The sequence below is a fragment of the Pandoraea vervacti genome (genome assembly GCF_000934605.2).
GTDB classification, from domain to species: domain Bacteria; phylum Pseudomonadota; class Gammaproteobacteria; order Burkholderiales; family Burkholderiaceae; genus Pandoraea; species Pandoraea vervacti.
The window spans coordinates 2,982,233-3,007,738 of the sequence record NZ_CP010897.2 but is presented as its reverse complement, the minus strand read 5'-3'; the positions used below and the strand labels follow the sequence as shown (position 1 = coordinate 3,007,738).

General features: G+C 64.5%; 26 protein-coding genes and 1 pseudogene. 18 read left to right on the top strand and 9 right to left on the bottom strand.

The window, feature by feature from the left end; genetic code table 11:
* Position 1: 1 nt before the first annotated feature.
* A complete protein-coding gene (locus UC34_RS13270) occupies positions 2–1,231 on the bottom strand; it encodes an efflux RND transporter periplasmic adaptor subunit (protein ID WP_063389884.1) in 1,230 nt (409 codons plus the stop codon).
* A 749-nt stretch (positions 1,232–1,980) separates the two neighbouring features.
* Between UC34_RS13270 and phbB the strand changes: the two genes are divergently transcribed.
* Both phbB and UC34_RS13260 read left to right on the top strand, forming a co-directional pair.
* On the top strand, positions 1,981–2,724 hold the full coding sequence (phbB, locus tag UC34_RS13265) for an acetoacetyl-CoA reductase (RefSeq protein ID WP_044455917.1): 744 nt from the start codon (positions 1,981–1,983) through the stop codon (positions 2,722–2,724).
* 41 nt (positions 2,725–2,765) lie between these two features.
* On the top strand, positions 2,766–3,356 hold the full coding sequence (locus tag UC34_RS13260; RefSeq protein ID WP_044455916.1) for a hypothetical protein: 591 nt from the start codon (positions 2,766–2,768) through the stop codon (positions 3,354–3,356).
* On the opposite strand, the gene UC34_RS13255 is transcribed toward UC34_RS13260, so the two are convergent.
* Positions 3,338–5,119 carry a PHA/PHB synthase family protein gene (locus UC34_RS13255; RefSeq protein ID WP_044455915.1) on the bottom strand — a complete coding sequence of 594 codons (1,782 nt, stop codon included), beginning with the start codon at positions 5,117–5,119 and terminating at the stop codon, positions 3,338–3,340. The genes UC34_RS13260 and UC34_RS13255 overlap by 19 nt on opposite strands.
* Between UC34_RS13255 and UC34_RS13250 the strand changes: the two genes are divergently transcribed.
* Positions 5,103–5,387, top strand: coding sequence for a hypothetical protein (locus UC34_RS13250; protein ID WP_044455914.1), 285 nt, complete (start codon positions 5,103–5,105; stop codon positions 5,385–5,387). The two genes, UC34_RS13255 and UC34_RS13250, sit on opposite strands and share 17 nt — an antisense overlap.
* A 65-nt stretch (positions 5,388–5,452) precedes the next feature.
* On the opposite strand, the gene UC34_RS13245 is transcribed toward UC34_RS13250, so the two are convergent.
* The gene (locus UC34_RS13245; protein WP_044455913.1) at positions 5,453–6,133 is read right to left on the bottom strand and encodes a phosphatase PAP2 family protein; all 681 of its coding nucleotides are present in this window, start codon (positions 6,131–6,133) and stop codon (positions 5,453–5,455) included.
* A gap of 260 nt (positions 6,134–6,393) precedes the next feature.
* Between UC34_RS13245 and UC34_RS13240 the strand changes: the two genes are divergently transcribed.
* The 8 genes from UC34_RS13240 (at position 6,394) to UC34_RS13205 (ending at position 13,772) form a co-directional block, all read left to right on the top strand.
* The gene (locus UC34_RS13240; protein ID WP_044455912.1) at positions 6,394–7,557 is read left to right on the top strand and encodes an acyltransferase family protein; all 1,164 of its coding nucleotides are present in this window, start codon (positions 6,394–6,396) and stop codon (positions 7,555–7,557) included.
* A gap of 229 nt (positions 7,558–7,786) precedes the next feature.
* Positions 7,787–8,698, top strand: a complete 912-nt coding sequence (locus UC34_RS13235) for a M23 family metallopeptidase (RefSeq protein WP_084070621.1) — start codon at positions 7,787–7,789, stop codon at positions 8,696–8,698.
* Positions 8,699–8,801: 103 nt separating this feature from the next.
* A complete protein-coding gene (locus UC34_RS13230) occupies positions 8,802–9,839 on the top strand; it encodes a metallophosphoesterase family protein (RefSeq protein ID WP_044455911.1) in 1,038 nt (345 codons plus the stop codon).
* Positions 9,840–9,854: 15 nt separating this feature from the next.
* Entirely contained in the window at positions 9,855–10,244 is a 390-nt protein-coding gene (locus UC34_RS13225) for a cupredoxin domain-containing protein (RefSeq protein ID WP_084070619.1), read from the top strand.
* 137 nt (positions 10,245–10,381) lie between these two features.
* Positions 10,382–11,044, top strand: coding sequence for an RNA polymerase sigma factor (locus tag UC34_RS13220; RefSeq protein ID WP_044455909.1), 663 nt, complete (start codon positions 10,382–10,384; stop codon positions 11,042–11,044).
* Positions 11,031–11,894: an anti-sigma factor family protein gene (locus UC34_RS25675; RefSeq protein WP_044455908.1), complete on the top strand. Its 864-nt coding sequence runs from the start codon at positions 11,031–11,033 to the stop codon at positions 11,892–11,894. The genes UC34_RS13220 and UC34_RS25675 overlap by 14 nt, the downstream gene beginning before the upstream one ends.
* Before the next feature lie 44 nt (positions 11,895–11,938).
* Positions 11,939–12,772, top strand: coding sequence for a trans-aconitate 2-methyltransferase (tam, locus tag UC34_RS13210; protein WP_063389837.1), 834 nt, complete (start codon positions 11,939–11,941; stop codon positions 12,770–12,772).
* A gap of 91 nt (positions 12,773–12,863) precedes the next feature.
* Positions 12,864–13,772 (top strand): helix-turn-helix transcriptional regulator, encoded by a 909-nt coding sequence (locus tag UC34_RS13205; protein ID WP_237165106.1) that lies wholly within the window; start codon positions 12,864–12,866, stop codon positions 13,770–13,772.
* Here UC34_RS13205 and UC34_RS13200 read toward each other — a convergent pair.
* Positions 13,705–14,676 (bottom strand): LysR substrate-binding domain-containing protein, encoded by a 972-nt coding sequence (locus UC34_RS13200; protein WP_063389836.1) that lies wholly within the window; start codon positions 14,674–14,676, stop codon positions 13,705–13,707. The two genes, UC34_RS13205 and UC34_RS13200, sit on opposite strands and share 68 nt — an antisense overlap.
* Positions 14,677–14,884: 208 nt before the next feature.
* Between UC34_RS13200 and UC34_RS13195 the strand changes: the two genes are divergently transcribed.
* Positions 14,885–15,601, top strand: coding sequence for a sulfite exporter TauE/SafE family protein (locus tag UC34_RS13195; RefSeq protein WP_052811300.1), 717 nt, complete (start codon positions 14,885–14,887; stop codon positions 15,599–15,601).
* A gap of 40 nt (positions 15,602–15,641) precedes the next feature.
* Here UC34_RS13195 and UC34_RS13190 read toward each other — a convergent pair whose 3' ends face one another.
* Positions 15,642–16,544, bottom strand: coding sequence for a LysR substrate-binding domain-containing protein (locus UC34_RS13190; protein WP_044458140.1), 903 nt, complete (start codon positions 16,542–16,544; stop codon positions 15,642–15,644).
* Between the two features lie 155 nt (positions 16,545–16,699).
* Here UC34_RS13190 and UC34_RS13185 point away from each other — a divergent pair, with 155 nt between their 5' ends.
* The 3 genes from UC34_RS13185 (at position 16,700) to UC34_RS13175 (ending at position 18,936) form a co-directional block, all read left to right on the top strand.
* Positions 16,700–17,293 (top strand): hypothetical protein, encoded by a 594-nt coding sequence (locus UC34_RS13185; protein WP_044455904.1) that lies wholly within the window; start codon positions 16,700–16,702, stop codon positions 17,291–17,293.
* A 24-nt stretch (positions 17,294–17,317) separates the two neighbouring features.
* Positions 17,318–18,181 carry an MBL fold metallo-hydrolase gene (locus tag UC34_RS13180; protein ID WP_044455902.1) on the top strand — a complete coding sequence of 288 codons (864 nt, stop codon included), beginning with the start codon at positions 17,318–17,320 and terminating at the stop codon, positions 18,179–18,181.
* Between the two features lie 290 nt (positions 18,182–18,471).
* Positions 18,472–18,936, top strand: coding sequence for a nuclear transport factor 2 family protein (locus UC34_RS13175; RefSeq protein WP_044458139.1), 465 nt, complete (start codon positions 18,472–18,474; stop codon positions 18,934–18,936).
* Between the two features lie 110 nt (positions 18,937–19,046).
* Here the strand turns inward: UC34_RS13175 and UC34_RS26180 are convergent.
* From UC34_RS26180 to UC34_RS13160, 3 genes and pseudogenes are all read right to left on the bottom strand, one after another.
* Positions 19,047–19,118, bottom strand: a pseudogene (locus UC34_RS26180) (DUF2252 family protein); the annotation flags it as partial.
* Positions 19,119–19,192: 74 nt separating this feature from the next.
* Positions 19,193–19,711, bottom strand: a complete 519-nt coding sequence (locus UC34_RS13165) for a hypothetical protein (RefSeq protein ID WP_044455901.1) — start codon at positions 19,709–19,711, stop codon at positions 19,193–19,195.
* 4 nt (positions 19,712–19,715) lie between these two features.
* Positions 19,716–20,489 (bottom strand): DUF2092 domain-containing protein, encoded by a 774-nt coding sequence (locus UC34_RS13160; protein WP_218919544.1) that lies wholly within the window; start codon positions 20,487–20,489, stop codon positions 19,716–19,718.
* Between the two features lie 259 nt (positions 20,490–20,748).
* Between UC34_RS13160 and UC34_RS13155 the strand changes: the two genes are divergently transcribed.
* A complete protein-coding gene (locus tag UC34_RS13155; protein ID WP_237165104.1) occupies positions 20,749–21,825 on the top strand; it encodes a hypothetical protein in 1,077 nt (358 codons plus the stop codon).
* 58 nt (positions 21,826–21,883) lie between these two features.
* Here the strand turns inward: UC34_RS13155 and UC34_RS13150 are convergent, their stop codons facing one another.
* On the bottom strand, positions 21,884–22,810 hold the full coding sequence (locus UC34_RS13150) for a LysR family transcriptional regulator (RefSeq protein ID WP_044455899.1): 927 nt from the start codon (positions 22,808–22,810) through the stop codon (positions 21,884–21,886).
* A 96-nt stretch (positions 22,811–22,906) separates the two neighbouring features.
* Here UC34_RS13150 and UC34_RS13145 point away from each other — a divergent pair, with 96 nt between their 5' ends.
* On the top strand, positions 22,907–23,431 hold the full coding sequence (locus tag UC34_RS13145; protein WP_044455898.1) for a DMT family transporter: 525 nt from the start codon (positions 22,907–22,909) through the stop codon (positions 23,429–23,431).
* Between the two features lie 350 nt (positions 23,432–23,781).
* Positions 23,782–25,443: a methyl-accepting chemotaxis protein gene (locus UC34_RS26050; RefSeq protein WP_072617474.1), complete on the top strand. Its 1,662-nt coding sequence runs from the start codon at positions 23,782–23,784 to the stop codon at positions 25,441–25,443.
* Positions 25,444–25,506: the final 63 nt, after the last annotated feature.

Sequence of the window (25,506 nt, the reverse complement as noted above, 5' to 3'; positions counted from 1 at the left end):
CTCATGACGCGAAATCCTCAGGATGCAGGGGGGCAATGACGCGAACCTTCTCGCCGGCGGTCACTGTGTGAACGCCTTGCCAGACGATGCGCTCGCCTGGCTGGATACCACCGGCGACCGTGACGGTGCGCTCGCCGTAGCGAACGATGGCCACGCGTCGGAGCACGAGCGTGTCGTCGGCTTTGACGACCCACACGGCGGGCTGGTTGCCATCATGGAAGAGTGCGGTGGAGGGCAGCGTGATCGGTTGCTGAGCTTGCTGCGGCTGCGCGCTGGCGTTCGTCGTCGGCGCACCTGATGCGGCAGGCGTGCCCGACGCTGCCGTCGGCGCGGACGCGGCTGGCGGAGCGGCCACGACGGGCAACGGCTGTGCGAAGGCCACGTTGGCCGTCATGCCAAGCTTCACTTCCGGGCCAGGCGAGAGCAGCGAGAGCTTGGCGCGATAGGTGCGGCTCAGGGGGTCGGCCGCCGGAGCGATCTCGCGCACGCGTGCCTGCCACGTTTTGCCCGGCAATGCGGGCAACGAGACGGTCGCCGTCTGTCCGATACGGAACGCGCCGAGGGCGACCTCGGGCACGTCGGCAATCACGTCGACATCACCCGTCCACGCCAACTGGTACACCGGTTGACCCGCACCGACGTTTTGTCCGGTATCGGCCTGCTCGGCGGTGATCACCCCGTCGCGGTCCGCTTTGAGATTGCCGTAGCTCAATTGATCGCCGGCAAGCGCTGCCTGCTGGCTGGCCTGATTGCGCTGCGCCAACGCGCTCGCGTAGGCATTTTCGGATTGTTCGAGTTGCGCCGGCGCGATCAGGTTTTCACGCGCCTGCGCCCGATCGCGAGTGACCGTTTGCGTTGCGTATTCGAGTTGATGCTGCGCGGCGTCGAGCTGTGCACGCGCGCTGGCGGCGTTCTTCGACAGATCGGCAGGGTCGAGTCGTGCCACGACCTGGCCCGCCTTCACGGTGTCGCCCAGACGCACCGACCGATCGACGATCTTGCCGGCGACGCGGAACGACAGCGGTGTGGTGTAACGCGCCTCGATCTGCCCGGGAAGCGAGGCAATGGGCGTTTGCTCCGCGAGCTTCGCGGCGACGGCGACCACCGGACGCGGGGGCGGCTCTGGCGGCGCCTTGCGAGAGCAGGCGGCAAGCGCGGCCGCAGCGATGGCGGTGGTGGCGAGCGCCAGCGCGAGCCGGCGTCGAGGAGCGGTATCGGGCAATAAGGACATCATGCGCTCGTGACCCACAAAGTGAGGAATTCAGTAGAAAAAACAAACGATTACGACGAATTTGTCGACGCTGACGGCAAGGTCGCCGGGGGCCGCAGGCGTGAGCGTCATAGCGGCAAGGCGGTAATGCGGTGATGCGTCCGTCCGCCGCGACCCGGTGACCCGAATTAAATCTACGGGCGATGATATATGGATTGCCCACGCCCTGCAACGGGCGTGGGCACGTTACATGCGCCCCCCTATGACTATCGATAGGGGTGGGTCATTGGATTGTTGTTGACGTGTCGGGAACGACTTACCAACAAATTAATTTGGAGTACGATGCCTATCAAGCGCCGTCGGGCGTGAACGCGAATTCAGCGTCGGCACATCGTGAGATTGCATGCAATGCACCATGTGAGGTCCTTGTGTCGGCGGGGCTGTCGCGAAGGCTGTCACCGGGACAAATTGTCACAACCGAGGAACGTTGTCATGTGCGTCGAGTCGCACACGGGCCAGTTGCAACGACTGGCGACATCGTAGCGAAGACACCCGGCATTTCACAACGTGAGCGGCACGCAACAGCGATGCCGGCGGCGGCATTTTTGGGTGCTGACAGTGTAGCGTCGGCGCTATGGGCTTGATTGAAGTCAAACGAACTCGAGCCAGTGACATGCGGGGATGTCGATTGCCACAGCGAGTCGGTCGTTCACGACTATGCTGGATGTATCCGAAGTTTAACGACAGACGTTAACCGGAGACGGATAGCCATGACAACACGAACAGCATTGGTCACAGGCGGCATGGGCGGTTTGGGCGAGGCGATCAGCCTGCGGCTTGCCGATGCCGGGTACCGCGTCGCGGTTACCTGTTCCCCCAACAATCACGATTGCGAAGGCTGGGTCGAGCGCATGCGCGCCACGGGCCGGGAATTCGCCGCCTATCGTGTCGACGTTGCCGACTTCGCGTCGTGCGCGGCTTGTGCGAAAGCCATCGAATCGGACTTCGGTGCGGTGGATATTCTCATCAACAATGCGGGGATCACGCGCGACGCCACCCTGCGCAAGATGACGGCCGAGGACTGGCAGTCGGTATTGCGCACGAATCTGGACAGCGTTTTCAATATGACCCGGCCGATTTTTGGCGGCATGGTCGCCCGTGGCTGGGGACGCATCGTCAACATCTCATCGGTCAACGGCAGCCGCGGCGCCTTCGGACAAGCGAACTACGCCGCAGCGAAGGCGGGCATGCATGGGTTCACCAAAGCGCTCGCGCTCGAAGTTGCCAAGTCGGGCGTGACCGTCAACACCATCTCGCCGGGCTATCTGGCGACCAAGATGGTGACCGCCGTGCCGCAGGAGGTACTCGAATCGCGCATTCTTCCGCAGATTCCGGTCGGTCGTCTGGGGCGGCCCGACGAAGTGGCGGCACTCGTCGCCTTCCTCGTCTCCGACGACGCAGGGTTCATCACGGGCAGCAACCTCGCCATCAATGGCGGCATGCACATGGAGTAACGCGTAGCGACGCAGCTAACTACTTATTTAGGAGAGTCAATATGTCAAAGGAAACGAATCCGGCACTGGCGTTGGTCAAACTCGGCACTGCCAGTGCGCTCGGCGCTTACGGGATTCTGCTGGAGGCCGCGCAACGCACGCATCAGTTGCAAGTCGAACGCGACGAAGCACTGCTCAAGGCCCATTCGCAAGCGGCACAGTCGCTCGGCGGCGCCAAGGATTTCAATGGACTGCTCACCGCCCATCTGCAACTGCTTAATGGTCAGCTCGCGCAGCAAAACGAGTTCTGGCGCGAGTGGCTGGCCGTGTGCGCCAACAATCAATTGCTCTGGGCCGAGCACTGCCGCAAGACGACTGAAGAGTTGCAGCACGGCATGGCCGGTGCAATGACCTTGCCGGATCTGATCGGCGCCGGGACGGCGGCGGGCGCCGCCACGCAGGCGGCCGAGGCGCCGCTGCAGAAATGGTTCCAGGCGTTCAACGATGCGACGCAGGGCACGATGGATGCGTGGCGTCGCATGTCGAGCGAAGCGGCACAGGCCACCGAGGCGGCCGTCTCGCAGCAATCGCCGCTCAATGGCCGCGTGCCGCCGAAGCGCGGCGGCGGGCATGCTCAGCGCTCGAGCACGTAAGTTCCGGGCGCGTCGTCCAGCGGCTTGGCCGGCGGCCAGGCGGCGGCGACGGACTTGCCGCTGCCTTGCGCCAGCAGCCACGCCTGCCATGCGGGCCACCAGGAGCTTTGCATGGCGGGGGTCGCGTCGTACCAGGTCTGCGGGTCGCGGTACGCCGCGCCCGCCGCGCGTGTGGCCACCCGATGATGGCTACGCGCGTGCCCGGGCTCGCAGACCACGCCCACATTGTGGCCGCCCGATACGAGGGCGAACGTCAGGTCTGCGTGATAGAGCAGGTGCATCTTGTAGACGGAACGCCAGGGCGAGATGTGATCGCGCTCGGTCGCGACGACGAACATCGGCACGCGAATGTCCGACAACGCGACCGGTTGACCGCCAATGTTCAGTGAACCCGTCGCCAGGGCGTTGTTCAGATACAGCGCTCGCAGGCACTCGCTGTGCAAGCGCGCGGGAATACGTGTCGTATCGGCATTCCAGACGGTAAAGTCGGTGGTCTGGGCGGGCGTGCCAAGCAGATAGTCGCGCATGAGCCGCGACCAGATCAGATCGCGCGAATTGAGCAACTGGAAGGTGCCCGCGAGTTGCTCGCCACTGATAAACCCCTGCCGCCACATCATCGCCTCGAGATAGGCGACCTGACTGGCATCGATGAAAAGGCCGAGTTCTCCGGGTTCGCTGAAATCCGTCTGCGCAGCAAGCAGCGTAACGCTGGCGAGCGCGTTGGCATCCTCCCTGTCGCGACTGCGCGCAGGGCGCTCGCTGTCCCGACGGGCCAGCGTCGCGGCCCCGATGGCGAGCAACGTACCGCCCAGGCAGTAACCGCAGGCGTGCACCGGCACGTTGCCGGTCAACCGCCGGACCTCACGTAACGCGGTGAGCAGGCCGGACTCCAGATAGTCTTCGAGACCCCGGTCGCGCGCGTGCGGGCCAGGGTTGTGCCACGACATCATGAAGACGTTATGGCCTTGCGCGACCAGATAGCCCACCAGCGAGTGCTGCGCTTCGAGATCGAGAATGTAGTACTTCAACAGCCACGACGGCACGATGAGCACGGGTTCGCGCCATGTCTGCGCTTGCCCCGGCGCGTATTGAAGCAACTCGAAGTAGGCATTGCGGTAGACGACCTTGCCCGGCGTAGCGGCAATGTCATGCCCCACGCGAAATGCCTTGCAGGCTTCGGGGCCGGCCCCCGGCGCGCTGCCGCCTGCCATATCCCGTGCGTCCGACCACCAGCGCTGTGCGCCCTTGACGAGATTGCGCCCCTGCGTTTCGCGAATCGCCGCAAGCACTTCGGGGTTCGCCCACCATTGGTTGCTTGGCGAGAACACATCTAGCCATTGCCGGGCCATGAAACGCACGACATCGCGGTGATGCGGTTCGACGCCAGGAATGTCGCCGGTCATTTCGTCGACGACATCCTGCGCGCGCAGGAATCGTTCGCGCAGCCACGCGAACGGCAACTGATCCCACGACGGATCGCGAAAGCGTCGGTCGACCGCATGCGGTTCGCCCGCTTTGGCTGCGGCTGGCCTGTCGATGGCCGCGAACGCCTTGAATACATTCAACTGGTGGCCCGGCGCCGTTGCGGCGTGCATCGCCCAGTCGGCCCACGCGAGTGCGACGGCTGCCGGGGACACATTGCCGGTGAAGCGCGCGGTCGCTGCCATGGCGGCGCGATCGAGATGATCGGCGAACGATGTGAGCGATGTCGGCGGTGTGGGGGCGACGGTGTCTGGCGACGGCGAGGTGTCCGGCGCGGTCATGCCCGACGCAGCGTCGACGGCGGGAGCGCCCTTCGGCGTCGCGCGACGTGTCGGCGAGCGGGTCGATTTCGGTGCGCCGCGTGCGCGCGACGCGGTGGAAGTCGCCGCCGAGGAGGATGACAACGACGGCGACGTCGCCGCGCCGCCCTTCACGGATGACGATTTCGTAGCACGGGACGTCTTGTCACTGCGAGCAGGCATGGCGAACTCCGTTCAGTCGCGCGACGTGTGTCGGCGTTTCGGTGAATATAACGCACGCCACGTATGACGACTCTGATCTCCGACAAGTTGCGCGCACGGCCCGACGCGTCATCCTCGCGCGTCGCTGCGGCTTCAACGCACGGACGAAGGCGCGCCGACCGGCGACGGAATGGCGGGTGCCGAGGGCAGGGGGGAGGGCTTGCGCGCCAGCCAACTGTAGCGTTTGAATGGCTGTTCCCGGCCCGACATCATGAGCGCGATGTCGGTGATCCAGCGTTGCGTGGGTACGCTCTCGCCGTGCAGCCAGATCATGAGGGCGAACAGGCTGGCGGCCATCGGCAGCGTCTTGACGTTGGGGGTGTCGTCGCCCCGCGTGAACCACGCAAACGCGGCCCAGACGGAGAAACCGACCACGCACCCCGCGACCGATTCCGAGACCGAGTGTGCCGACAACGCGATGCGCGAGACACCGACCGCGACACTCCCTGCCGCCGCGGCCAGCACGCCGAGCGCGCGCCACGGCCACGCAAGCTTGCGCAGCAGCAACCACGCCATGACCGGGTAGACGGTGGCTGCAAACATCGTATGGCCGCTCACCCCCGTGAAATCGATCTCGCGCACGCCAAGTCCCCAGCCGAGGAACATGACTTTGGAGACGGCCACGACGAACGAGCCGGCGCCGAACAGCGCGACCCAGACCAGCGCCGTGTGCCAGGCACGGGCGCAGAGCAACCAGAGGGTGAGGGCGATGGCCAGCGGCACGGTGACGGCGGCACTGCCGAAATCGGTAATGGTGATCCAGAAATTAGACATGACTACCAGAAGACGGCCCGGGAACAGAAGGCTCCGGGCGAAAGCGCTATCTTACGCGCGCCGTCATGACGTCACCAAATTGCCATGGGGCGTCGCGAACCCTGGGCCGTCCGACAACGAAGCTGCCCGTTCGTTCGGCAAGCATAGGGTGGCGCACTGTGCGCACGGGCTCCCCATCGAATTCGATGGGGTGTCGCCGATCGGTGACCGTAGTACGATATCTGCGGTGTGACCCCCCGCACACCGTTCCCGGAGTTTCCATGGCTTTTCCCCCGACGCCGGCGCCGCACGCGGCGCGGCTGCGTTCGCGCAACGACGGCATCGACCTCCTGCGCGGCCTGTCCATCCTGTTCGTGGTCGTTCATCACCTCGCGCTGAAATTCCGACTCCCGCTCGGCCCCAGTCTGCTGGGCGAGGTATTGCCGGCCCGTGTCATCAAAGGCATCAGCTTTAACGGTTACGAAGCCGTGTTCGTGTTTTTCGTCATCTCGGGCTTCGTGATCACGCGTCGGTCCCTGGAGCGGTACGGCTCGCTCGACGCCATGCGCTGGCGCCATTTCTATGCACTGCGCGCCGTTCGCATTTTTCCGTTGCTGCTGCTTTTGCTCACCGTGCTGTGCGTCATGCATCTGCTCGGCGTGCCGACCTTCGTCATCGACAAGCCGGGGCAGTCGCTGGCTGGCGCGGTGGCGTCGGCGCTCAGCATGACCCTGAACTGGTACGAAGGTCGTACGAACTGGTTGCCAGGGGGATGGGACGTACTCTGGTCGTTGTCCATCGAAGCGTGCTTTTATCTCGTGTTCCCCGTGTTCTGCCTACTGCTGCGCGGGCCGTGGCGTGTGGTGGCGCTCATGGCGCTAACGCTCTCGCTGCCGTGGACGCGCGCGGCATTGCAGGGCAATGAAATCTGGCAGGAGAAGGCCTATCTGCCGGGCATGGCCGCCATCGCCTGGGGTGTGCTGACGGCGCTCGCCATGCAACGCGTGACGCTGCCGCGAGAGCTCGCCGGAGGGATCGCTGCGCTGGGCGCCACGGGTCTGCTCGCCGTCGTTTTTTATGGTGATGTGTTGTGGCCGCTCATGCACGATCACGTCATGTCGTTGCTCTGCGTGAGCGCGGCGCTCTGGCTTGCCGCGGCCCACGGCGCGACGCGTGTCATGCCGCGCGGTCTTCGCTGGCTCACGCAAATGGGACGATGGAGTTACGAGATCTATCTCAGTCACATGTTCGTCGTGCTCGCACTCACCCCGACGTATCTGGCGCTCGCCAACGGCGACATGCGCTGGACGTTCCTCGTCTACGTGCCGGCGCTGATCGTCTGCACGTTGCTTGGCGGCGCGCTGCATCGACATGTGAGTGGCCCGGCGGCGCGGCGCTTGCTGCCGCATCGGGTGACGGCCGCGCCAGCGAGTGCGTCGCAATGAGGTACGACGACGGTGCATGGGTGCCACGCCGGGCGTCTTTCCCGATGCCGATGTCCGCACGTGTGAACGCGTGAGCGAGTGCATCGCGACGGCGGGGTTCCCTCGTAATGGGTGAAGTCCCAAAATGGGGTGTTTTAGCCGCTGTTTGCGTGCTGTTTAGGGGTTTTCCCATAAAATAGCGCTCACATGGCCCGTAGACTGCGTCGTTTCCGATCCCGTCTGTCGAGCCATGTTTTCCTCTTCTCCTCTCGTGGCGCGCCCTTGCGCCGCGTCGGATGGCGGCGCGCTAGGCCTGCGAGGCCAGAGCGCGCGTGCTCATGCCGTGTGGGTCCTGCTGGCGCTATCCGCTCCCACTCCCGCGCTGGCTGCCGCTGGTGATCCGCTGCACGCACATCCGCGCCTGACGGCCGCGTCTGCGTTCGCCCACACGCTGCCTTCCGTAACGACGGCGCCGGTCGCGCTGCGCCAGTCCATCTGCGGCACGATTTCAACGGTTGCGCTGACACCGGTGTCGAGTGCGATGGGGCGCTCGCGCCTGTTTGCGCCATTGTTGAGCGCGCAGTCGTCGCATGACGGCAAGACCTTCGTCATGCCCGTGTCCGGCGCGCGAATGACATCGAACTTTGGCCAGCGTCGTCATCCGATCCGTCGCGTGTCGCATAGCCACAATGGCGTGGATTTTGCGGCCCCCGCCGGCACGCCGGTCGTCGCCGCCGCGGAAGGCAAGGTGAAGCATATTGGCAACGAGCGACGCGGTTTCGGGCGATACGTCGTGATCGCGCACCGTTACGACAGCGAAACCGTCTACGCGCATCTGTCATCGCTGGCGCGCGACTTGCGCGTGGGCAACGCCGTCATCACGGGGCAGAACATTGGGGCCGTCGGCCAGTCGGGGATGGCGACCGGTCCGCACCTGCATTTCGAATTGCGTCGTAAGGGCACACCGGTGGACCCGACGCCGTTGCTCGGCAAGGGAAGCGTGAATCCCCGGTCCGACGCGGTGACATTCAGCGGCAACGGCTGCCAGAGCGTACTCAATGCGGTGCCGTCATGGCATGTGGGCGGACCGGCGCACGCAGACAGCCCCGCGCACGCGAGCGCAAGTCCGAGTTCGGCGCGCTGGACCTACTCGCCGCTTTGAGCCTGTCGGGAATAAAACGGTATCTCCACCGGTATGACGGATAACGGTGCGCCAAACCTCGTCATCGGGATGAGCGGGACGCGTCCGTGTGCGGAGGTGGACCATGAAGCGTCGAGCACAGCGAGACGACGGCGCAGCGCGGAGCGAGGGCGTGTCGCCTTCGATGTCGCGCCGCCGGGCGATGACCTGTCTGGCATGGGCGGGGGGCGGCATCCTGTGGACACTCGAGGGCGGGGTGCCGCGCGGCATGTCGCTAGGCGGCGTCGCGGCATCCGCCGCTCAGACCGCCTCCGGCGCGGTCTCCGGCAACACGCTGTCCTTCGTGCAGATCAGCGACAGTCACATCGGGTTCAACAAGGCGCCGAACCCCGACCCGGCGGCCACGCTGCAATCCGCGATCGAGCGCATTCGCGGCGCCGCGCAGCGCCCCGCGTTCATGCTGCACACGGGTGACGTCAGTCATCTCTCGCGTCCCGAAGAGTTCGACATCGCGCAGCAGATCGTGAACGGCGCGGGTCTGGAGACGTACTACGTGCCGGGCGAGCACGATGTCATTGGCGACGACGGTCGCGCCTTCTTTGCCCGCTTTTCCAGCGTTTCCAGCGTTTCCAGCGTTTCCCGCATCTCCCGCATCGCTCCCGACGACCGTAGCACCGGCTGGTACAGCTTCGATCAGCAGGGCGTGCATTTCATCGCGCTCGTGAACGTGCTGAACCTGAAGCCCGGCGGCATGGGCTATCTTGGGGACACGCAACTCGCATGGCTCGCGGCCGACCTCAAGGGCCGCACCCACAGCACGCCGCTCGTGGTGTTCGCCCACATGCCGCTCTGGTCCGTCTATCCCGCTTGGGGCTGGGGCACGGACGACGGCGACCGGGCGCTCGCGCTGTTGCGTCCGTTCGGTTCGGTCACGGTGCTCAACGGTCATATCCATCAGACACTGCAAAAGGTCGAGGGCAATGTGCGACTGCAAACGGCCATGTCGACGGCCTTTCCGCAACCGGCGCCAGGCGATGGGCCGGGACCCGGCCCCCTAAAGGTCGAGGCCTCGCAGTTGGGGCGAACCCTGGGCATTCGCCGCGTCGATTTCACCTCGCTCGACGGCGCGCCATCGCTCGGCGATGCCACACTGGCGTCGTGATTCGGGAGACAGATCATGCAATCCCCTCATTTGCGGACTCGTGCCGTGCAACCTCGCGTGTGGCCCGGTCGTCTTGTCATCACCGTTTCGAGCCTGCTGACGCTCGCCTTGCCCTTGCCCTTGCCCGCGAGCGCGGGCGAGGCCACACCCAACACCGGCGCCGTCCATATCGAGAACTTCACGTTTGCGCCCGCGACACTCACCGTCAAGGCGGGCGCCCGGGTCACTTGGATCAATCGTGACGACGAGCCGCACACCGTGACCAGTGCCTCCACGCCTCGAGCGTTTGCTTCGGGGGCGCTGGACACCGACGCAGCCTTTGCGTTCACGTTCGACAAGCCGGGAACGTATCCGTACTTCTGTGCCGTACATCCCCACATGACGGGGGTGATTGTCGTGAAATAACGGACCCCCGACGGGAATTCGTGGCGGTAGATGTGATTCAATGAGCCTACTGGCGTTGCGTAGCTGTCAGTCATCGACGGCCCCGCATCGACAGTTCCACTCATGCGGGCGCAGCCGCCCGCCCACGGGAGAGCCCGGTGACCGACCCAGACAAGTCGGACGCTCCGGCGTCAGGACGCTTCGAAGCATTGGCCTTGCCGCACCTCGACGCGGCGTACAACCTCGCGCGCTGGTTATCGGGCAGCGCGAGCGACGCCGATGACATCGTGCAGGAAGCCTATTTGCGGGCGTTGCGCTTTTTCGACGGCTTTCGGGGCGAGAACGCGCGCGCGTGGCTGCTCGCGATCGTGCGCAACACATGGCTCACGGAATGGCGGCGGCGCTCCGACGCTGCAGACGGAACCCCATTCGACGAAGCCGCACAGCGCGCGCAAGACGAAGTGCGGTTGCCGGGCTGGGACGATGCCGCACCGGGCGATCCGCAGACGCTCGCCCTGCGGCGCGACGAATGTGCATTGGTGCGCGACGCCCTTGCCACCTTGCCCGTGGTGTTCCGCGAGGTGCTGGTCCTGCGAGAGATGGAGGATATGAGCTACCGGGAGATCGAAACGATCGTCGGCGTGCCGGCGGGCACCGTCATGTCGCGTCTGGCGCGTGCCCGACAAATGCTGGCAACAGCCGTGCTGGCCGCGCGTGACAAATCAGTGGCTGCGTCGCCATTGACCTCCGCCCAGGTCACTCGTCTCACACGTCTGCCGATGGACGGCACCTCTGCGGGAGGACACGATGAACAAGCCTGACGACGCCAAAGACACGCCGTCCACGCCATCGACGCCATCGACACCAAGCGGCGATACGACCTTGGGCAAGATGTTGCGCGACGGTTCGCTACATCACAAACCGCCGCACGCGCTGCGAGAGCGCCTTCGGGATGAACTCGCGAGCGCAGAGCGAATGATGGATCCCGCGGCGTCGACGTCATCGTCGGACACCGGGCCGCAGCGCGAGACGCCGCCGCCCAAGGCCACAGAGTCTGCACAGCCTGGACAGCCTGTTCACCCCACGCAGAACGCACGGCCCGCAGTATCCACCGACGCCGCACGGGGGCCAAGCCTCGCGCCATGGCTGTTCGGCGGGGCGGGCGGCGCGATACTCGGGGGCCTCGCGGTAGCGATGGCGTTGCTCGTCGGGCGCCCTCCGGCGCCTGCGCCGGCCACCGAGCCTCAGGCGCCGAGCGGCCTGCAACCGCAGGAAATCGTGTCCAGTCATGTTCGCGCGCTGTTGTCGCAGCATCCGCTCGACGTCGTGTCGACCGACCGGCATACGGTCAAACCGTGGTTCAACGGGCGTCTCGATTACGCGCCGCCGGTCGTCGACCTCGCGGACAAGGGCTTTGCGTTGGCGGGTGGGCGTCTCGACTATGTCGGTGGACGCACGGTATCCGTGCTCGTTTATCACACGGACCAGCATCCGATCGATCTTTACGTGTTCCCCGCGCGTGACAAAGCGTCCGCTGCCCCGACGATCACAGGGTCGGACGGCTACGCGATTGCGCGCTGGCGACGCAACGGGATGACGTTCTGGGCGATCACCGACGCAGAGCCGTCGCATCTGCGAGTCTTCGTGGAGGCGCTGCAGGCCGCGACCTGATATCGTGACGGCTGCGCGTTCCCAGCCCCCTATGGAGTCGATTCATGTCGCAAGACCAGCAAGCCATTGCCTCGACCACGCCGACGAATCCGACGAATCTGGCGTGGCAGGCGTCGCAGTACGTCAAGTTCGAAGACGAGCGCACGCGCCCCGTGCGCGATCTCGTCGCCGCCATTCCCGAGCTTCCCGGTCGTGCGGCCGCGCGTGTCGTCGATATCGGCTGCGGCCCCGGCAACTCGACTGAAGTGCTTGCCGCCCGCTATGCGAAGGCCGAAGTGCTTGGCCTGGACAGTTCGCAGGACATGGTCGACGCAGCACGCAAGCGTTTGCCGCAGTTTCACTTCGACGTGGCGGACATTGCCGATATCGGCACGTGGAAAGACGGTCCGTTCGATGTGATTCTGGCGAACGCGGTCCTGCAATGGCTACCCGATCACGAAACGCTGTATCCGCGTCTGGTCGAATGTCTGGCGCCCGGCGGCTCGCTTGCGGTTCAGACGCCCGACAACCTCGATGAACCCGCCCATCGTCTGATGCGCGAGGTCGCTGCCGACCCGCGCTGGGCAGACAAACTCAAAGGGGCCGAGCGCACGGCGCGTCACGGCGCCGCGTTCTATTACCCGATGCTGCGTGCGCTGTGCTCACGTGTCGACGTCTGGCGCACCACCTATTACCATCCGCTCGCAGGCGGCGCCCCGGCAGTCGTCGAATGGTTCAAAGGCAGCGCGCTGCGCCCCTTCCTTGCCCGGCTTGACGACGCCTCGCGCGACGCCTTCCTTGAGCGATACACCGAGGAAGTGGCGAAGGCTTATCCGGCGTTGGCAGACGGCACGGTGCTGCTGCCATTCCCCAGGCTCTTCGTCGTGGCGACACGCTGATCGGCCGGCCTGCGCTCCGGGGCTGAAGTGCGCGACGTCCACCGCCGGGCGTCGGTGCGTCGCCCGGTGTAAAGTAGCGGCCATGGACGCCGTGTTCCAACCCCTTCTGCCATTTCAGCCGTTTCGCAACGCCCCCTTGTACTGGCGCTCGTCGCTGGTGCCGGGCGGCGACATGCTCACGGCCGAATACAACGACCATACCTTCGCGCCGCATTGGCACGATGCGTATACGTTCGCGTGCATCGTGGCCGGGGCGGAGCGTTACGCTTATCGCGGCAGGGAGCATGTGGCGTATGCGGGATCGATTGCCATCATCCATCCCGGGGAAGTGCATACCGGGGCGCGGGAGACCGATTTCGGCTGGCGTTACCGCGTGTTCTATCTGCCGGTCGGATTCGTTCAGGGGGTGCAGCGGCAGTTGACGAATCCGCTGGCGGGCATGTCCGACGCTACGGCCACCACGGCCGCCATTGACGCTACGTCCGCCGACGACGCCATGCCGTGGTTCGGCGAAGATGTCATCTACGACACCCAGGCCATGCAGTGCCTGCTCGAGGCGCATCGATTGCTTCAGATCGGCGCGGACCCCTTGCTCGCGGAGAGCGTATTGATCGAGGCGGTGTCGATGATGCTCGTGCGCCACGCGCAGGCGCGCATGCCGCCCGCGGCGATCCATCGCGACGCGGTACGGATCGAAACGATGAAGGCGCGGTTATCGGCCGATCTCACGGAATCGATGTCGCTCACGACGCTGGCCGAGGCCGTCGATCTCTCGCCATTTCACGCGGCGCGGTTGTTCTCCCGTGAGACGGGCATGGCGCCGCACGCGTGGCGAAATCAATTGCGTTTGTCGCGTGCGCTCCCGGCGCTGCGGGCCGGTATGTCAGCCACGGATGTGGCGCTCGCGCAAGGCTTCAACGACCTGTCGCACTTCACGCGGCACTTCCGTCGCGCTTTCGGCGTGTCCCCCGGGAAGTGGAGCGTGCGTCCGGGCGCGTAACCTGCGACGCGGGCGCCTGCGCAGCCTCGTGCACCCACATCAAGAAATCCCGTAACGGTTTCGATTTGTCAACGTCGCGCGGCACGAGCGTGACGTAGGTCGCGCCGTCCACCTGAATTTCGGGCAACGGCATGACGAGGCGCCCGGCAGCCAGTTCGCGATCGAGCGTCGGCGTGCAGCCGATGCCCAACCCCAGTCCGTCGAGCACCGCTTGCAGACTCACGTGATAGTGATCGAAGCGATGGAATCGCACCGGGCGCAACGCGCTCACCCCGGCGGCAGCCAACCAGGTTTCCCAGTCGCCGACACGCGTTTGCGTTGCCACGAACGTGTGTTTCGCGATGTCCCTCAAGCGCCTCACGGGCAGGGTGGCCAGCAGCGACGGGGCGGCTACGACGCTCGCCCGCTCCATGAACAGGGTTTGCTTGTCGTAGGGCTCCCAGGCCGGGCGTGGCGGCGGATCCCGCCGGATGGCCACATCGAACCCGCCGCGCAATGCCGGGTCGGCACTGCTCGACGTGGTGACGACGACTTGCACGTCAGGATGCGCCGCGTGAAAACCGGGAAGGCGCGCCATCAGCCAGTGCATGGCGAGCGTGGTTTGCGCATTGACACGCACCACGCGCGTCTGGGGGGCTTTGCCGAAGCGCAGCGCGGCGTCGCCGATCAGATCGAACGCGGCACTGATCTCGGCGGCGAAGGCGCGTGCGTGATCCGTCGCGACATTGCGCTGCCCCTGACGAACAAACAACGTTTGCCCGAGCCAGTCCTCCAGCAGCGCAATCTGACGGCTGACCGCTCCGTGGGTAATCGACAATTCCTGCGCCGCAGCGCTCAGGCTCTCGGCACGTGCGGCAGTTTCGAAAACCCGCAGGGCGTGTAACGGTGGTAATTGACGCGACATTCCCGACCCATATCAAGAGAGGTTCCGGACCCCATCCGGACTTACTGTGAGTTTTTATCACAGAAGGGCGGCGATTTTGTCGATAGTGTGAGCGAACGTCATGTTTTATCGTCACGACAAGGTTCACATGCGCACGTGCGATGTGAGCGGAACGACATTCGACGAGGGCGGGATGCTGGCAGGGTTTCTGGCGGGACACGCATGGGGCATGGTGATGATCGCCATCGTGGGGACGGCGGCGGGCGCGGTGAGCGGGGTGGTCGGCACCGGTTCATCGATGATGTTGCTGCCAGTGCTCGTCTATACGTATGGCCCCAAGCAAGCCGTGCCGATCATGGCCGTCGCAGCGGTGGTCGGCAACCTGTCCAAGGTATTCGCGTGGTGGCGCGAGATCGACTGGCGTGCGGTGCTCGCCTACTCGGCGCCCGGTGCGCCCGCTGCGGCGCTCGGGGCGAAAACCTTGTGGAGCTTGCCGTCGACCGTGGTGGATGTCGCGCTGGGCGTGTTCTTTATCGCGATGGTGCCGACACGCCACTACCTGCGTCGCCGCGAGTGGCGCCTGTCGTTGTGGCAGTTGGCACTCGTGGGCGCTCTCATCGGTTTTCTGACCGGCATCGTGCTCTCGACCGGGCCGCTGAGCGTACCCGCTTTCGCGGCGTATGGCCTGTCGGGCGGGGCGTTCCTCGGCGCGGAGTCCGCGAGTTCGGTTTTCATCTACGTCGCCAAGGTCGCGATGTTTTCGGGACTAGGCGCACTGCCGCCACAGGCGTGGGCCAATGGCCTGATCGTCGGCATGACGCTCATGTTGGGCACGATGCTCGGCAAGCGCTTCGTGCTCGGCATGCGCCCGAGCGTCTTTCAGCGCTTGCTCGACACGATGCTGATCGTCTCGGGTGGTGTCATGCTGAGTGCGGCGTGGCGATGATGCCGACGCACCCGATGCCACCGATGCCACCGGCGCACGCTCAGTTCGCTGGCGCTTCATTCCCGTGCGCCTGGCCCAGCAGCCACTCGGCAAACACCCGAATTGGCCCCTGACTCAGTGTCATGGGCTCGGGCAGTACGAGGCAGAAGTTTTTCGACACCGCCGTATCTTCCGGCCATGGCGCGACCAGCCGACCGTCCTGCAGTTCCGTGCCGACGTAAAGGCGCGGCACGAGCGCGACCCCCAGTCCGGCCAGTGCCGCTTCGATCAGCATGCCGTGAAGGTCATACCGCGCACCGATAGCCGAATTGGTCAGCGCGATACCGACGGCCTGCGCATAGGTCTGCCAGGCGTCCGGGTTTTGGCGCCGGTGCAGGCGCGGCAGATCGTCCAGAGACGGGTTCGTCCCGGCCTGCGCCAATAGCGACGGACTACAGACGGGAATCAGGACTTCTTCGAGCAACGGATGCAAATGCATGCCTGTCCATGCCGGGTGCTCGAAATGAATGGCCGCGTCGAACCCGCTTCCCGCCAGCAGGAACGGTTCCATGCACTGCGCGATATGCACCGTGATATTCGGATGCCGGTCCTGAAAGTGCTTCAGGCGCGGAATCAGCCAGCGCGTGGCGAACGTCGGCGTTGCGGCGATATCGAGGCTGGCGCCCTCGGCGGGTTGCCCCATCAGGTACAGGCTGTCTCGTTCCAGGCGGTCCAGAATCTCTCGGACCTGCACGGCGTATCGCGCGCCGTTGGGCAATAGCCGGACCCGGTTGCCCACCCGTTCGAAAAGCACGACGCCCAGAAATGCCTCAAGTCTGCCGATTTGCCGACTCACGGCCCCTTCGGTGCGGGCCAGTTCATCTGCTGCGCGCGCGAAGCTGCCGTGTCTGGCGGCAGCTTCGAAAGCGAGCAGAGCGGAGTGACTGGGAATCTTGCGTCGTATTGACATAGCGTCGCGCGTGGAGTCCTCCACGTTAGCTTGAGTAAATGTCACTGATGGGTGCCATTTATTCGTTATGAAGGCGGAAATTCGAAGATTAGCATTACGTTACTGCAATGAAAACGCGAATGCGCATCTCCTGAGAACGACGAATGCCAATGATCTACACCGTGGAATGCAGCTTTGCCGACCCTGCGAGCGAAGCGCAATGGAACGACTTCTACAGCCTTGAAAAGCTGCCGGCCCTGATTTCCGTGACGGGTTTTTACACATCGCAACGCTTTCGGGCTGTCACGCGAGGGTGTCCTGAGTATCTGGCGATCCATACGATCGAGGCACTGGCGGTGCTGACTGGGGACGAATATCGCCGCAAGGGCGGTGGCAACTTCGCCCGGTGGCAGCAACACATCACGGACTGGCATCGGAATCTTTACAGCGATATCGGCCTTGCCCCGGCAGTCCGTGCCGGGGAGCGGCTCGCGCTGTGTTCCGAAGGCCCCGAACCGCTCGTCGAGATGGGGCTGGCGCCCATTGCCATGCAGGCGGTCGCGTTGGAGAAGTCTCCGGAACAGCGGTGGCTGGCGGTGCTGCCCGAGCGCGATGTCCACCGGTTTGCGCATCCGCCGCAAGGCGTTCATTGCTATGCGCCGATGGGCGAGCAACTGACTAACGCCATCGTCCGACATGTCGGTGTCACGGCGCGTATCCGGTGTTTCGGTTACGACGCGTCGCATATTTACGCGCGTCACTAGCGGCAACGCATCAGGAGTTGGACGGTGTCAGAACTTAAGTTTCCTACGCGGCAAGTCGGCGACTTCACGGTCACGGCAATCAGCGATGGCTATCTCGCGGCCAGCCTCGACCTGTTGTCGAACATCGACACGGCCGACGCCGATCGCATGCAGCGCAGCGCCGGCGAACACACGCCGGCCGCCATTCACATCAATTGCTATGTGCTGCAAGGCGGGGGCCGCACGATACTCATCGATAGCGGTGCGGGCGGTATCCGGCAATGGGGCGGACACCTGCGCGCCAATCTGGCGCTCGCCGGTATTGCGCCGCAGACCGTCGATACCGTGTTGCTCACGCACGCGCATCCCGATCACGTCGGCGGGTTGATGACGCCTCAGGGGGAGGCGGCCTTTCCGAATGCCGAGCTTGTCGTCGATCAGCGCGAATTACGCTTCTGGCGGGACGATGCGAATCTGGCGCGTGCGAGCGAACGCGCACGTGGCAACTTCCAGATTGCGCGGGCGGCGTTCGACGGTTATCGGGACAAGCTGCGACCGTTCGCGGCGGGCGAGGTGCTGCCCGGCGTTCAAGCCGTTTCGCTGCCTGGGCACACCGAAGGGCACACGGGTTATCTGGTCGAATCGAACGAGTCCGCAGCATCGGGCAACGCGGGTTTGCTCGTCTGGGGCGACATCGTGCATTTTCCTCACATCCAGATTCAGCGGCCGGACGTATCGATTGCCTTCGATCAGGACTCGTCCGTGGCCGCCAACACGCGCGCGCGTTTGCTCGACCGTGTGAGTGCAGACCGGCTGCTGATCGCCGGGATGCATCTGGGCGAGCTCGGATTCGCGAGCATCCGAAAGACGAACGGCGGTTACGGCGTCGAGTACGAGAACAACCGCTGATGTCGGGCGCGGTCCATGCGCGATGCGACGATGTTCACGCAAAGTGCAATTGCCATGGCTGCGCCGCCCACCATGAACAGCAGCGCATAGTTGCCGGACGTGGCGGCAAACAGGAACGGCCGCGCAGGCGCCCGAGTGACAGCACGGCAAGCGTACCCCTAAAGCGGCTTTGCGGCGACAATGGCGTATCCAGGCCCGATGAGCGAAATGCCATGAAAACACTGCTTGCTTCGTTGCTCGCCGTTGCCGCCGCGCTGGCGAGCGCCCCGTTCGCCAACGCTGCCGAAGGCATGGCGCCATTGCCCGGCTCTGCGATCTCGGCGGCGGCGACCGACGGACTCGGCGCGTCGGCCAGTTCGGCGCCCGTCGTGCCCGGTTCGCAGCTCGCCGCGAACAAGCAGGCGGTTCTGGCGTTTTATGAGGCGGGACTCAATCGCAAGGACTTTGCGGCGGCGCGCCAGTATCTGGGCGATAAGTACATTCAGCACAATCCAAACGCCGCCGATGGCATCGAAGGCTTCGGCAAGTTTCTGGACTTTCTGCGCAAGAATCAGCCGGCGTCGCATAGCGAGATCGTGCGCGCTTTCGCGGAGGGTGACTTCGTGATTCTGCATGTGCGCAAGGTGCCGCATCCGGGCGATCTGCCGATCGCCATCGTGGACATCTTCCGGCTGGAGAAGGGCAAGATCGTCGAGCACTGGGATGTGTCTCAGCAGACGCCGACGAAGACCGTCAGCGGCAATTCGATGTTCTGAGCCGCTGGCGGCACGTCGGGGCGTCAGCCCGACGAGCAGCCCGGCGATGTCGTCGATCTTCGCGTGACTTGTCTTGCCGTTGCTCTTGCGCGCCTTGGCTTTGTCGAGGTCGCGTCCGCGAGCGGACCAAGATTGCCGGTGTGGCAGTCGCCGCAAATCCAGATCGCGGGGCCCTGCGGGAGATTGACGTCAGCGTCGTCCGATTCCTGTGAGCGCGGTATGTCGATGACACGGCAACCCATCAGGCGGCAATACGTCAATACGGGGCAGTGACCACCACGAACTGTGTGCCCTGCGGTTGATACCAGGTATTGCCGCAGTGCTGGTACACCATGCCGCGATAGTTCACCGGCACGCAATCCGGCGGCACCGACCGGACGATCGATCCCACGACGGCGCTCGTCACCGCCACGGTGGCCGTCACTGCGGCGGCGGTCGCCACCGGATGGTAATCGTTGTCCCATCCGCCGTAATACCCGCCGTGGTTGTCGACGTTGACGTTCACGTTGCGGTTCACATTGACGTTGCGATTCACGTTGACGTTATTCACGTTGTTGACATTGTTCACGCTGGTATTGCGAACGTTGTTGGTGCGCGCATCCGGCTGGCGATGGTTTGCGTTGGGCGGCGGACGTGTCGCGTTGCGTTGCACGCCACCACCGCCGCTGCCCACGCGGCCGCCGACAGCCTGCGCTGCCGGCGCCGGGACAAGCGTCATCGACAGGATCGCCGCCAGTGCCCATACCGGCGTGCGCGGGGAAAGTCGCTTCGTCATGTCGTCACCCCTTGTTTGCCGGAAGTTGAACGGCTTCGATCTTTTTCGCGCCATCGGGTGGCCGGAAATCGAATGTCGATGCCTTGAACGACGCGTCGGGGCGCCATGTCAGGATCGATACCGACTGCGGACGCGCCTCGTCATCCGTGCGCGTGACCACGATCTTGCGGGGCAGCGGTTTGCCTGAACCGGCAATCCAGATCTGCCAGTCGATCCCCGCCTGACGGTAGGCGTAGTGATCGCAAAGATCGTTGCCGATGTAGTCCTGTCCCGCGTACATCGCCGATTCGAATTGCTGCGTCTGCGCCTGCGGCGTTCCCCAGACGAATAGGTCGGCCAGCGGCAGATCCACGCCGTAGCGTGCGCGCAGTTCATCCACCAGTTGTGACAGCGTGCCGGTGTAGGGAACGGTGGCGTAGTACTTCTGTGCCGGGGAGTACAGCGTTGCGGTCTTGCCGTTGTAGATGATTTCACGCTCACTGCGCGCGCTCGTCATGACTGCCCGAATGTGATACGGGCGATCGATGTCGAGCACCGCACGTGCGTTGTGCTGGAGCTTCTGACCATCGCTTAGCACGCGCTCGCCGGTGACGTCGGTCGTCACCTGAAACCGCTTGAGGGATTGCAGATAGGCGCCCATCGTTTGCAATGCCTGCACGGCTTCGGGATCTACCGGCTGGGCCTGTGGGGCGGCGGGCGGACTTGCGGGGGCGGCAGGCGTCGTCTGCGCCCATCCGGGGGACACCGCAACCGTGGTGAGCAGCGTCAGGAATGCCATTGCCTGTCTTCTCATGGCTGTGCCTCGATTCGGGAGATGTGCGTGGCAGTCGGGCGCGCCGGTGCCCGTTGGCGGAGGTTCGCCTTCGGGGGCCGGCATCCTGACGTCAATGTAGTGTGCCCGACTATCCATGCCTAGACGGTTGCCCGAAATTGCCCCATGGGGCAATGTTATTGCCCGAAATGCCGATGGCGATGGCAATCGTTTTCTGCTAAGAATGTCGGATCCCGAACCTGCTCGGCTTAACACGACGTCAAGGATGCGCATCGCGATTCGGAAAATTCGACGCCGTGCCGCGAACGTGCCTCATGGGCACCTCGGCCACCCCGGCCACGCCGACCATTCCGGCCTTCCCAGCCTTCCCGGTCATCCCGCCCATTCGCGTCGTCGCGGCCGCCTTGCCGCCTTGCTCGTTGTCGGCGCCTGCCTCGCCGGCGGGGCATCGTCCGTGCACGCGCAGCAGGCGCCGTTGCGTGTCGGCACCAACGTCAGAAGTCATGCCAACAGTGTGCTGGCCGTCATGAGCTACACGACGGTACCGGACGTGACGACAAGCTCGCTGTCCATCAACAATGGCACGACGGGCGATCCTGGCTTCTGGCAGACGCAGCTCGGCGGTGGTTTTACGTTGAGCCGGTCGTTTCCGCTCTACCTCGAAGGCACGCTGGCCTACAGCCGCTACGATCCAACGTTCGTCGCGTCCGATGGCACCGAATCGCGCACGCTTCCCGTGCGCTGGAACACGCTGAGTACGACGCTTGGCGTGGGTTGGGACTTCCGGCTGGGCGACGAACTGGTGCTGCGGCCGATTCTGAACGGCAGTCTCGGGCGTGTCGTCAGCGATCTTCGCGCCGGGCAAACGCTCGTCAACCATGTGGCCGATCTCGATCTCGATTTTCTCAAGAACGGCGCGCTCAACGCCTATGGGGTCGGCGGTTCACTGATGCTCGATTTCGAGCACTATCGGGAAAGCTACGAAATCGATGTCGAACTGCGCGCGACCGACATCCACTTGCGCAGCTTCGGCAGCACGTCGGCGGGCATGCAGGGTAGCGCGAACGCCCAGCAACTGAGCCTGTGGTCGCGCTGGCGTGCGCCGACGGGTTGGCGCGCGCTCGCCAGACCCGTGCGCTACGTGCTCGAAGCGGCGTACTCGCAGTATTTCGGCGACAGCGCAGGCGTACTGGGATTCAACAATCTGACGTCGCTGGGCGTAGGGCTCGAACTCGACAGCAGCAAGTATCCGGTCGTGGTGACCCGTACGCGTTTGATGGCACGGTATGTCTTCGGGCGCGACGTGCAGGGGGTGTCGTTCGGCTTTGCCATGAGTTTCTGAGGGGCAATGCGCGCGAGTGCCGTGCGCCGCGGCAATAGCAGAAATAACGGTAATGGCGCTATGCGGCGTCGACGCACACGTCTGCAATCTGCGCTCGCAACCACCGGTGTGCCGGGTCCACTTCGCGTCGTGCATGCCAGGCGGCCTGAAATTTGAACGGCGGTATCGGAAATGGCGGGGCGAACTGGCGTAGCTGCGGTTCGTGGCGCAACTGACGCATATGGCGTGAATGCAATAGCGAACGTTGCGCGACGGTCAGCACGAGGTCGGTGCCCCTCACCAATTCCGGTGCAATGCTCCAGTGCGGCAATGTGACGGCAACGCGTCGTGTGTGACCCAACTCGGCGAGCGCACGATCGATCTCGTTGTCGGCGCCGGGCCGCATTGCGACCAGCAAGTGAGGCCGCGCGAGCCAGTCCGCCATCGTCAAACCACCGCGTGCGGGCAAGGTTGCCCGATCGGCCACGCACACGAACGACTCCTCGAAGAGCGTCTGCGTCTCCAACTCGCCCGGAAATTCGGGAAACACGCCCAGCGCGAGATCGATTTCACCATCGAGCAGCTGCGTGAGCATCGCTTCACGGCTGGCTTGCGTGGCGGCGAGGTCGATGCCCGGCGCGTGCTCGCGAAGTCGGCGAGTCAGCGCGGGCAGGACCACGCGCGACCCGTAATCCGATAACGCAACGCGAAACGTACGCCTTGCCCGCCCCGGGTCGAATGTCGGGGCGTGCAACAACCCCTGCAACTGATCCAGCGCGTCTTCGAGCGGACGCTGCAATTCCAGCGCTCGCGCCGTCAACGCGAGCGCGCCATCGCGACGCACAAGCAGCGGATCGTCGAAGAGCCTGCGAAGCTGCGCCAGCGCGTGACTCACTGCCGGCTGGCTGCGGTGCAGACGCAAGGCAGCGCGCGAGACATGACGCTCCGCGAGCAGCGCGTGCAGGGTCAGCAACAGATTCAGATCGATTCGGCGCAAATCATCCATATGGCGAATACTTCGTGTGATGAATTCGAATTTCCATTATTGAAATGGATGGTGGATGCTGGTGGCAAGCGATATTTCCGAATGAGAGGTCACCTCATGAATGCATCCCTAAGTCCCCAAATGTCGGCTTCCGTGCTGTTGCCGTTGTTCATCGCGATGGTCGCCGGCGCGGCCGTACCGTTTCAGGCGGGCAGTAATGCGGCACTCGGGCGAACGCTCGGCCATCCTTTATGGGCGACGGTGGCGTCGTTGCTGGTAAGCCTGATCGTCGTCGTGCCGGTGCTGGTCGGTATGCGCGCCGGATGGCCGAACCTTGCGGCGGCCGCGCGCGGGCCGTGGTGGCTGTGGATCGGTGGCGTTGCAGGCGTGGCGTACATGACGGCGGCGCTGGTGCTCACGCCGAGATTGGGCGCGGCAAGCTTCATCGTCTGCGTGATCGCCGGACAAGTCGTCGCGTCGCTGATCATCGACCACTTTGGTCTGATGGGCCTGATGACGAAGCCCGTGAACCTCACGCGTGTGGCGGGCGTGGCGCTTATCGTCGCGGGCATGCTGGTCGTGCAATGGGGGACGAAGGCCGCGGCCACTAGTGCTGCGGCGGCGCGCGCCGTGGGCACCTGAACGTCGCTCGCCTGTGGGTCGGCAGTGTCTTATCGCCGACACCCTGTCGGCATTGCGCTCAACGTCGATGCAATGCTGTCGCTGATATACGTAATTTGTGTCGCTCCAGGTGGGAAGCGGCAGGCCTGCCCATCGGTGGAAGGCCTTGTCCGGTGGGCGTTAGCGCGCAGGTGAGCGATTTTGTCGTCGTGAAGCTCAAGTTTTCGTCGAAAGGACTCGTTAAGTCTCGTCAGAGGGACCGAGAGACAGTCGCCTGTGCCGTACGCGGGCGCAGGTCGAACCGAACGGGGGTGGCTTGCAAGACGCATCGTTCACCCACCGCATAACGATTACTTAAAGCGCGCAAGGCAATGTTCAAGAATCTGAGTATCAGCAAGCGGCTGGCCGCCGCCTTTTCCATCAATGTGATCATGCTGCTGGTCGTGGCCGTGGTTGCCGTGACCAAGATGGCGACGATGGACGCGAACACCCAACTCATCGTCTCCGATCTGAACAACAAGATTCTCGAGTTTCACAACCTGAAGGACCGCGCAGCCCATGTGGCCGTGCTCATGCGCGACATCGCCATGTCGGAAGACGCCTCGCAGCTAGACGCGCGTCTGTCGAAGATCGACGAACTGCGTCAGGCGAATCTCAAGGGCATCGAGGGCATGGCGACGATGTTCTATACGGAAAAGGGCAAGGCGCTATATGCCACGCTCGTGCAGGCGAGCGCCGAATACGGCAAGCAACTCGATGCCTTCAAACCGCTTGTGCGTAGCGGCAACTATGCGCAGGCCAGGACCGAACTGCTCGGACCGCTGCAAAAGGCGCAACTGGCGCTTTTTTCACCGCTCGACGATCTGATGCTGGTGGGCAAGGCGGTGAGCGCCAAGGAGGCGGACGAAGCCAATGCCGCTTATCTGTCTGCACGCCTTTGGCTGCTCGTGGCCCTGCTGGTGTCGATCGTCGTGTCGGTTGTGTCCGGCGTGGCGATCGTGCGCTCGGTGACGCGACCGGTGCGGGCCACGGCCGAGGGCGCCGCAGCGCTGGCGAGCGGCGATCTGACGCATCGCGTGCATGTCGACTCGACGGATGAAATCGGCAAGATGGCCAGCGCGCTCGATAGCGCCATCGATCAGCTGTCCCATCTCGTTCGCAATATCCAGAGCGCGTCGGGCGCGATCGATACGGCAGCGCGCGAGATTGCGCAGGGCAATACCGATCTGTCGCAGCGCACCGAGGAACAGGCGGCATCGCTGGAGCAGACGGCAGCGTCGATGGAGGAGCTGACCTCGACCGTGCGTCAGAACGTGGAGCATGCGCTGGAAGCGAAGCGCCTGTCGCAAGAAGCCACCGGTGTGGCCGACGCCGGCGCGCACAGCGTTCGCGCCGTTGTCGAGACCATGCAGGCAATGGCCAGCGCTTCGGCGCGCATGAGCGAGATGATTTCCGCCATCGAAGGGATCGCATTCCAAACCAACATTCTGGCGCTCAATGCAGCGGTCGAAGCCGCGCGTGCGGGCGAGCAGGGCCGCGGCTTTGCCGTGGTGGCAGGGGAAGTCCGCACGCTGGCGCAACGTTCGGCAGGCACGGCAAAGGACATTCGCGAGCTGATCGCAACGTCGGTGCAGCAGGTGCAGGACGGCTCGTCTCGCGTGGAAGTCGCCGGACGCACGATGGACCAGATCGTGATCTCCGTGCGCCGTGTCAGCGAACTCATCACCGAAATCGCGGCGGCCAGCGATGAGCAGGCGCGCGGTATCGAGCAGGTCAACCAGGCCGTCACCCAGATGGATCAGGTCACGCAGCAGAACGCCGCGCTCGTCGAAGAAGCGGCTGCCGCGGCCGAGCATATGCGTGCGCAGGCCGCGGATCTGGTGAGCGAAGCGTCGAAGTTCCGCGTCAATCGCGACGCAATCGGTGGTTTCGACGGTGGCGCACAAGCGCGCATCGCTTCGGGCGCGTCGTTTGCCACCTCGGCGCTGCGGGCCGCGGCGCCAGACGACGCGCCGCTGCGCGCCGTCGCCTGACGCGCGACACGTCGACAATTAGGCGATTAGGCGATTAGGCGATTGCGGCCGAGGCGGCCCGTC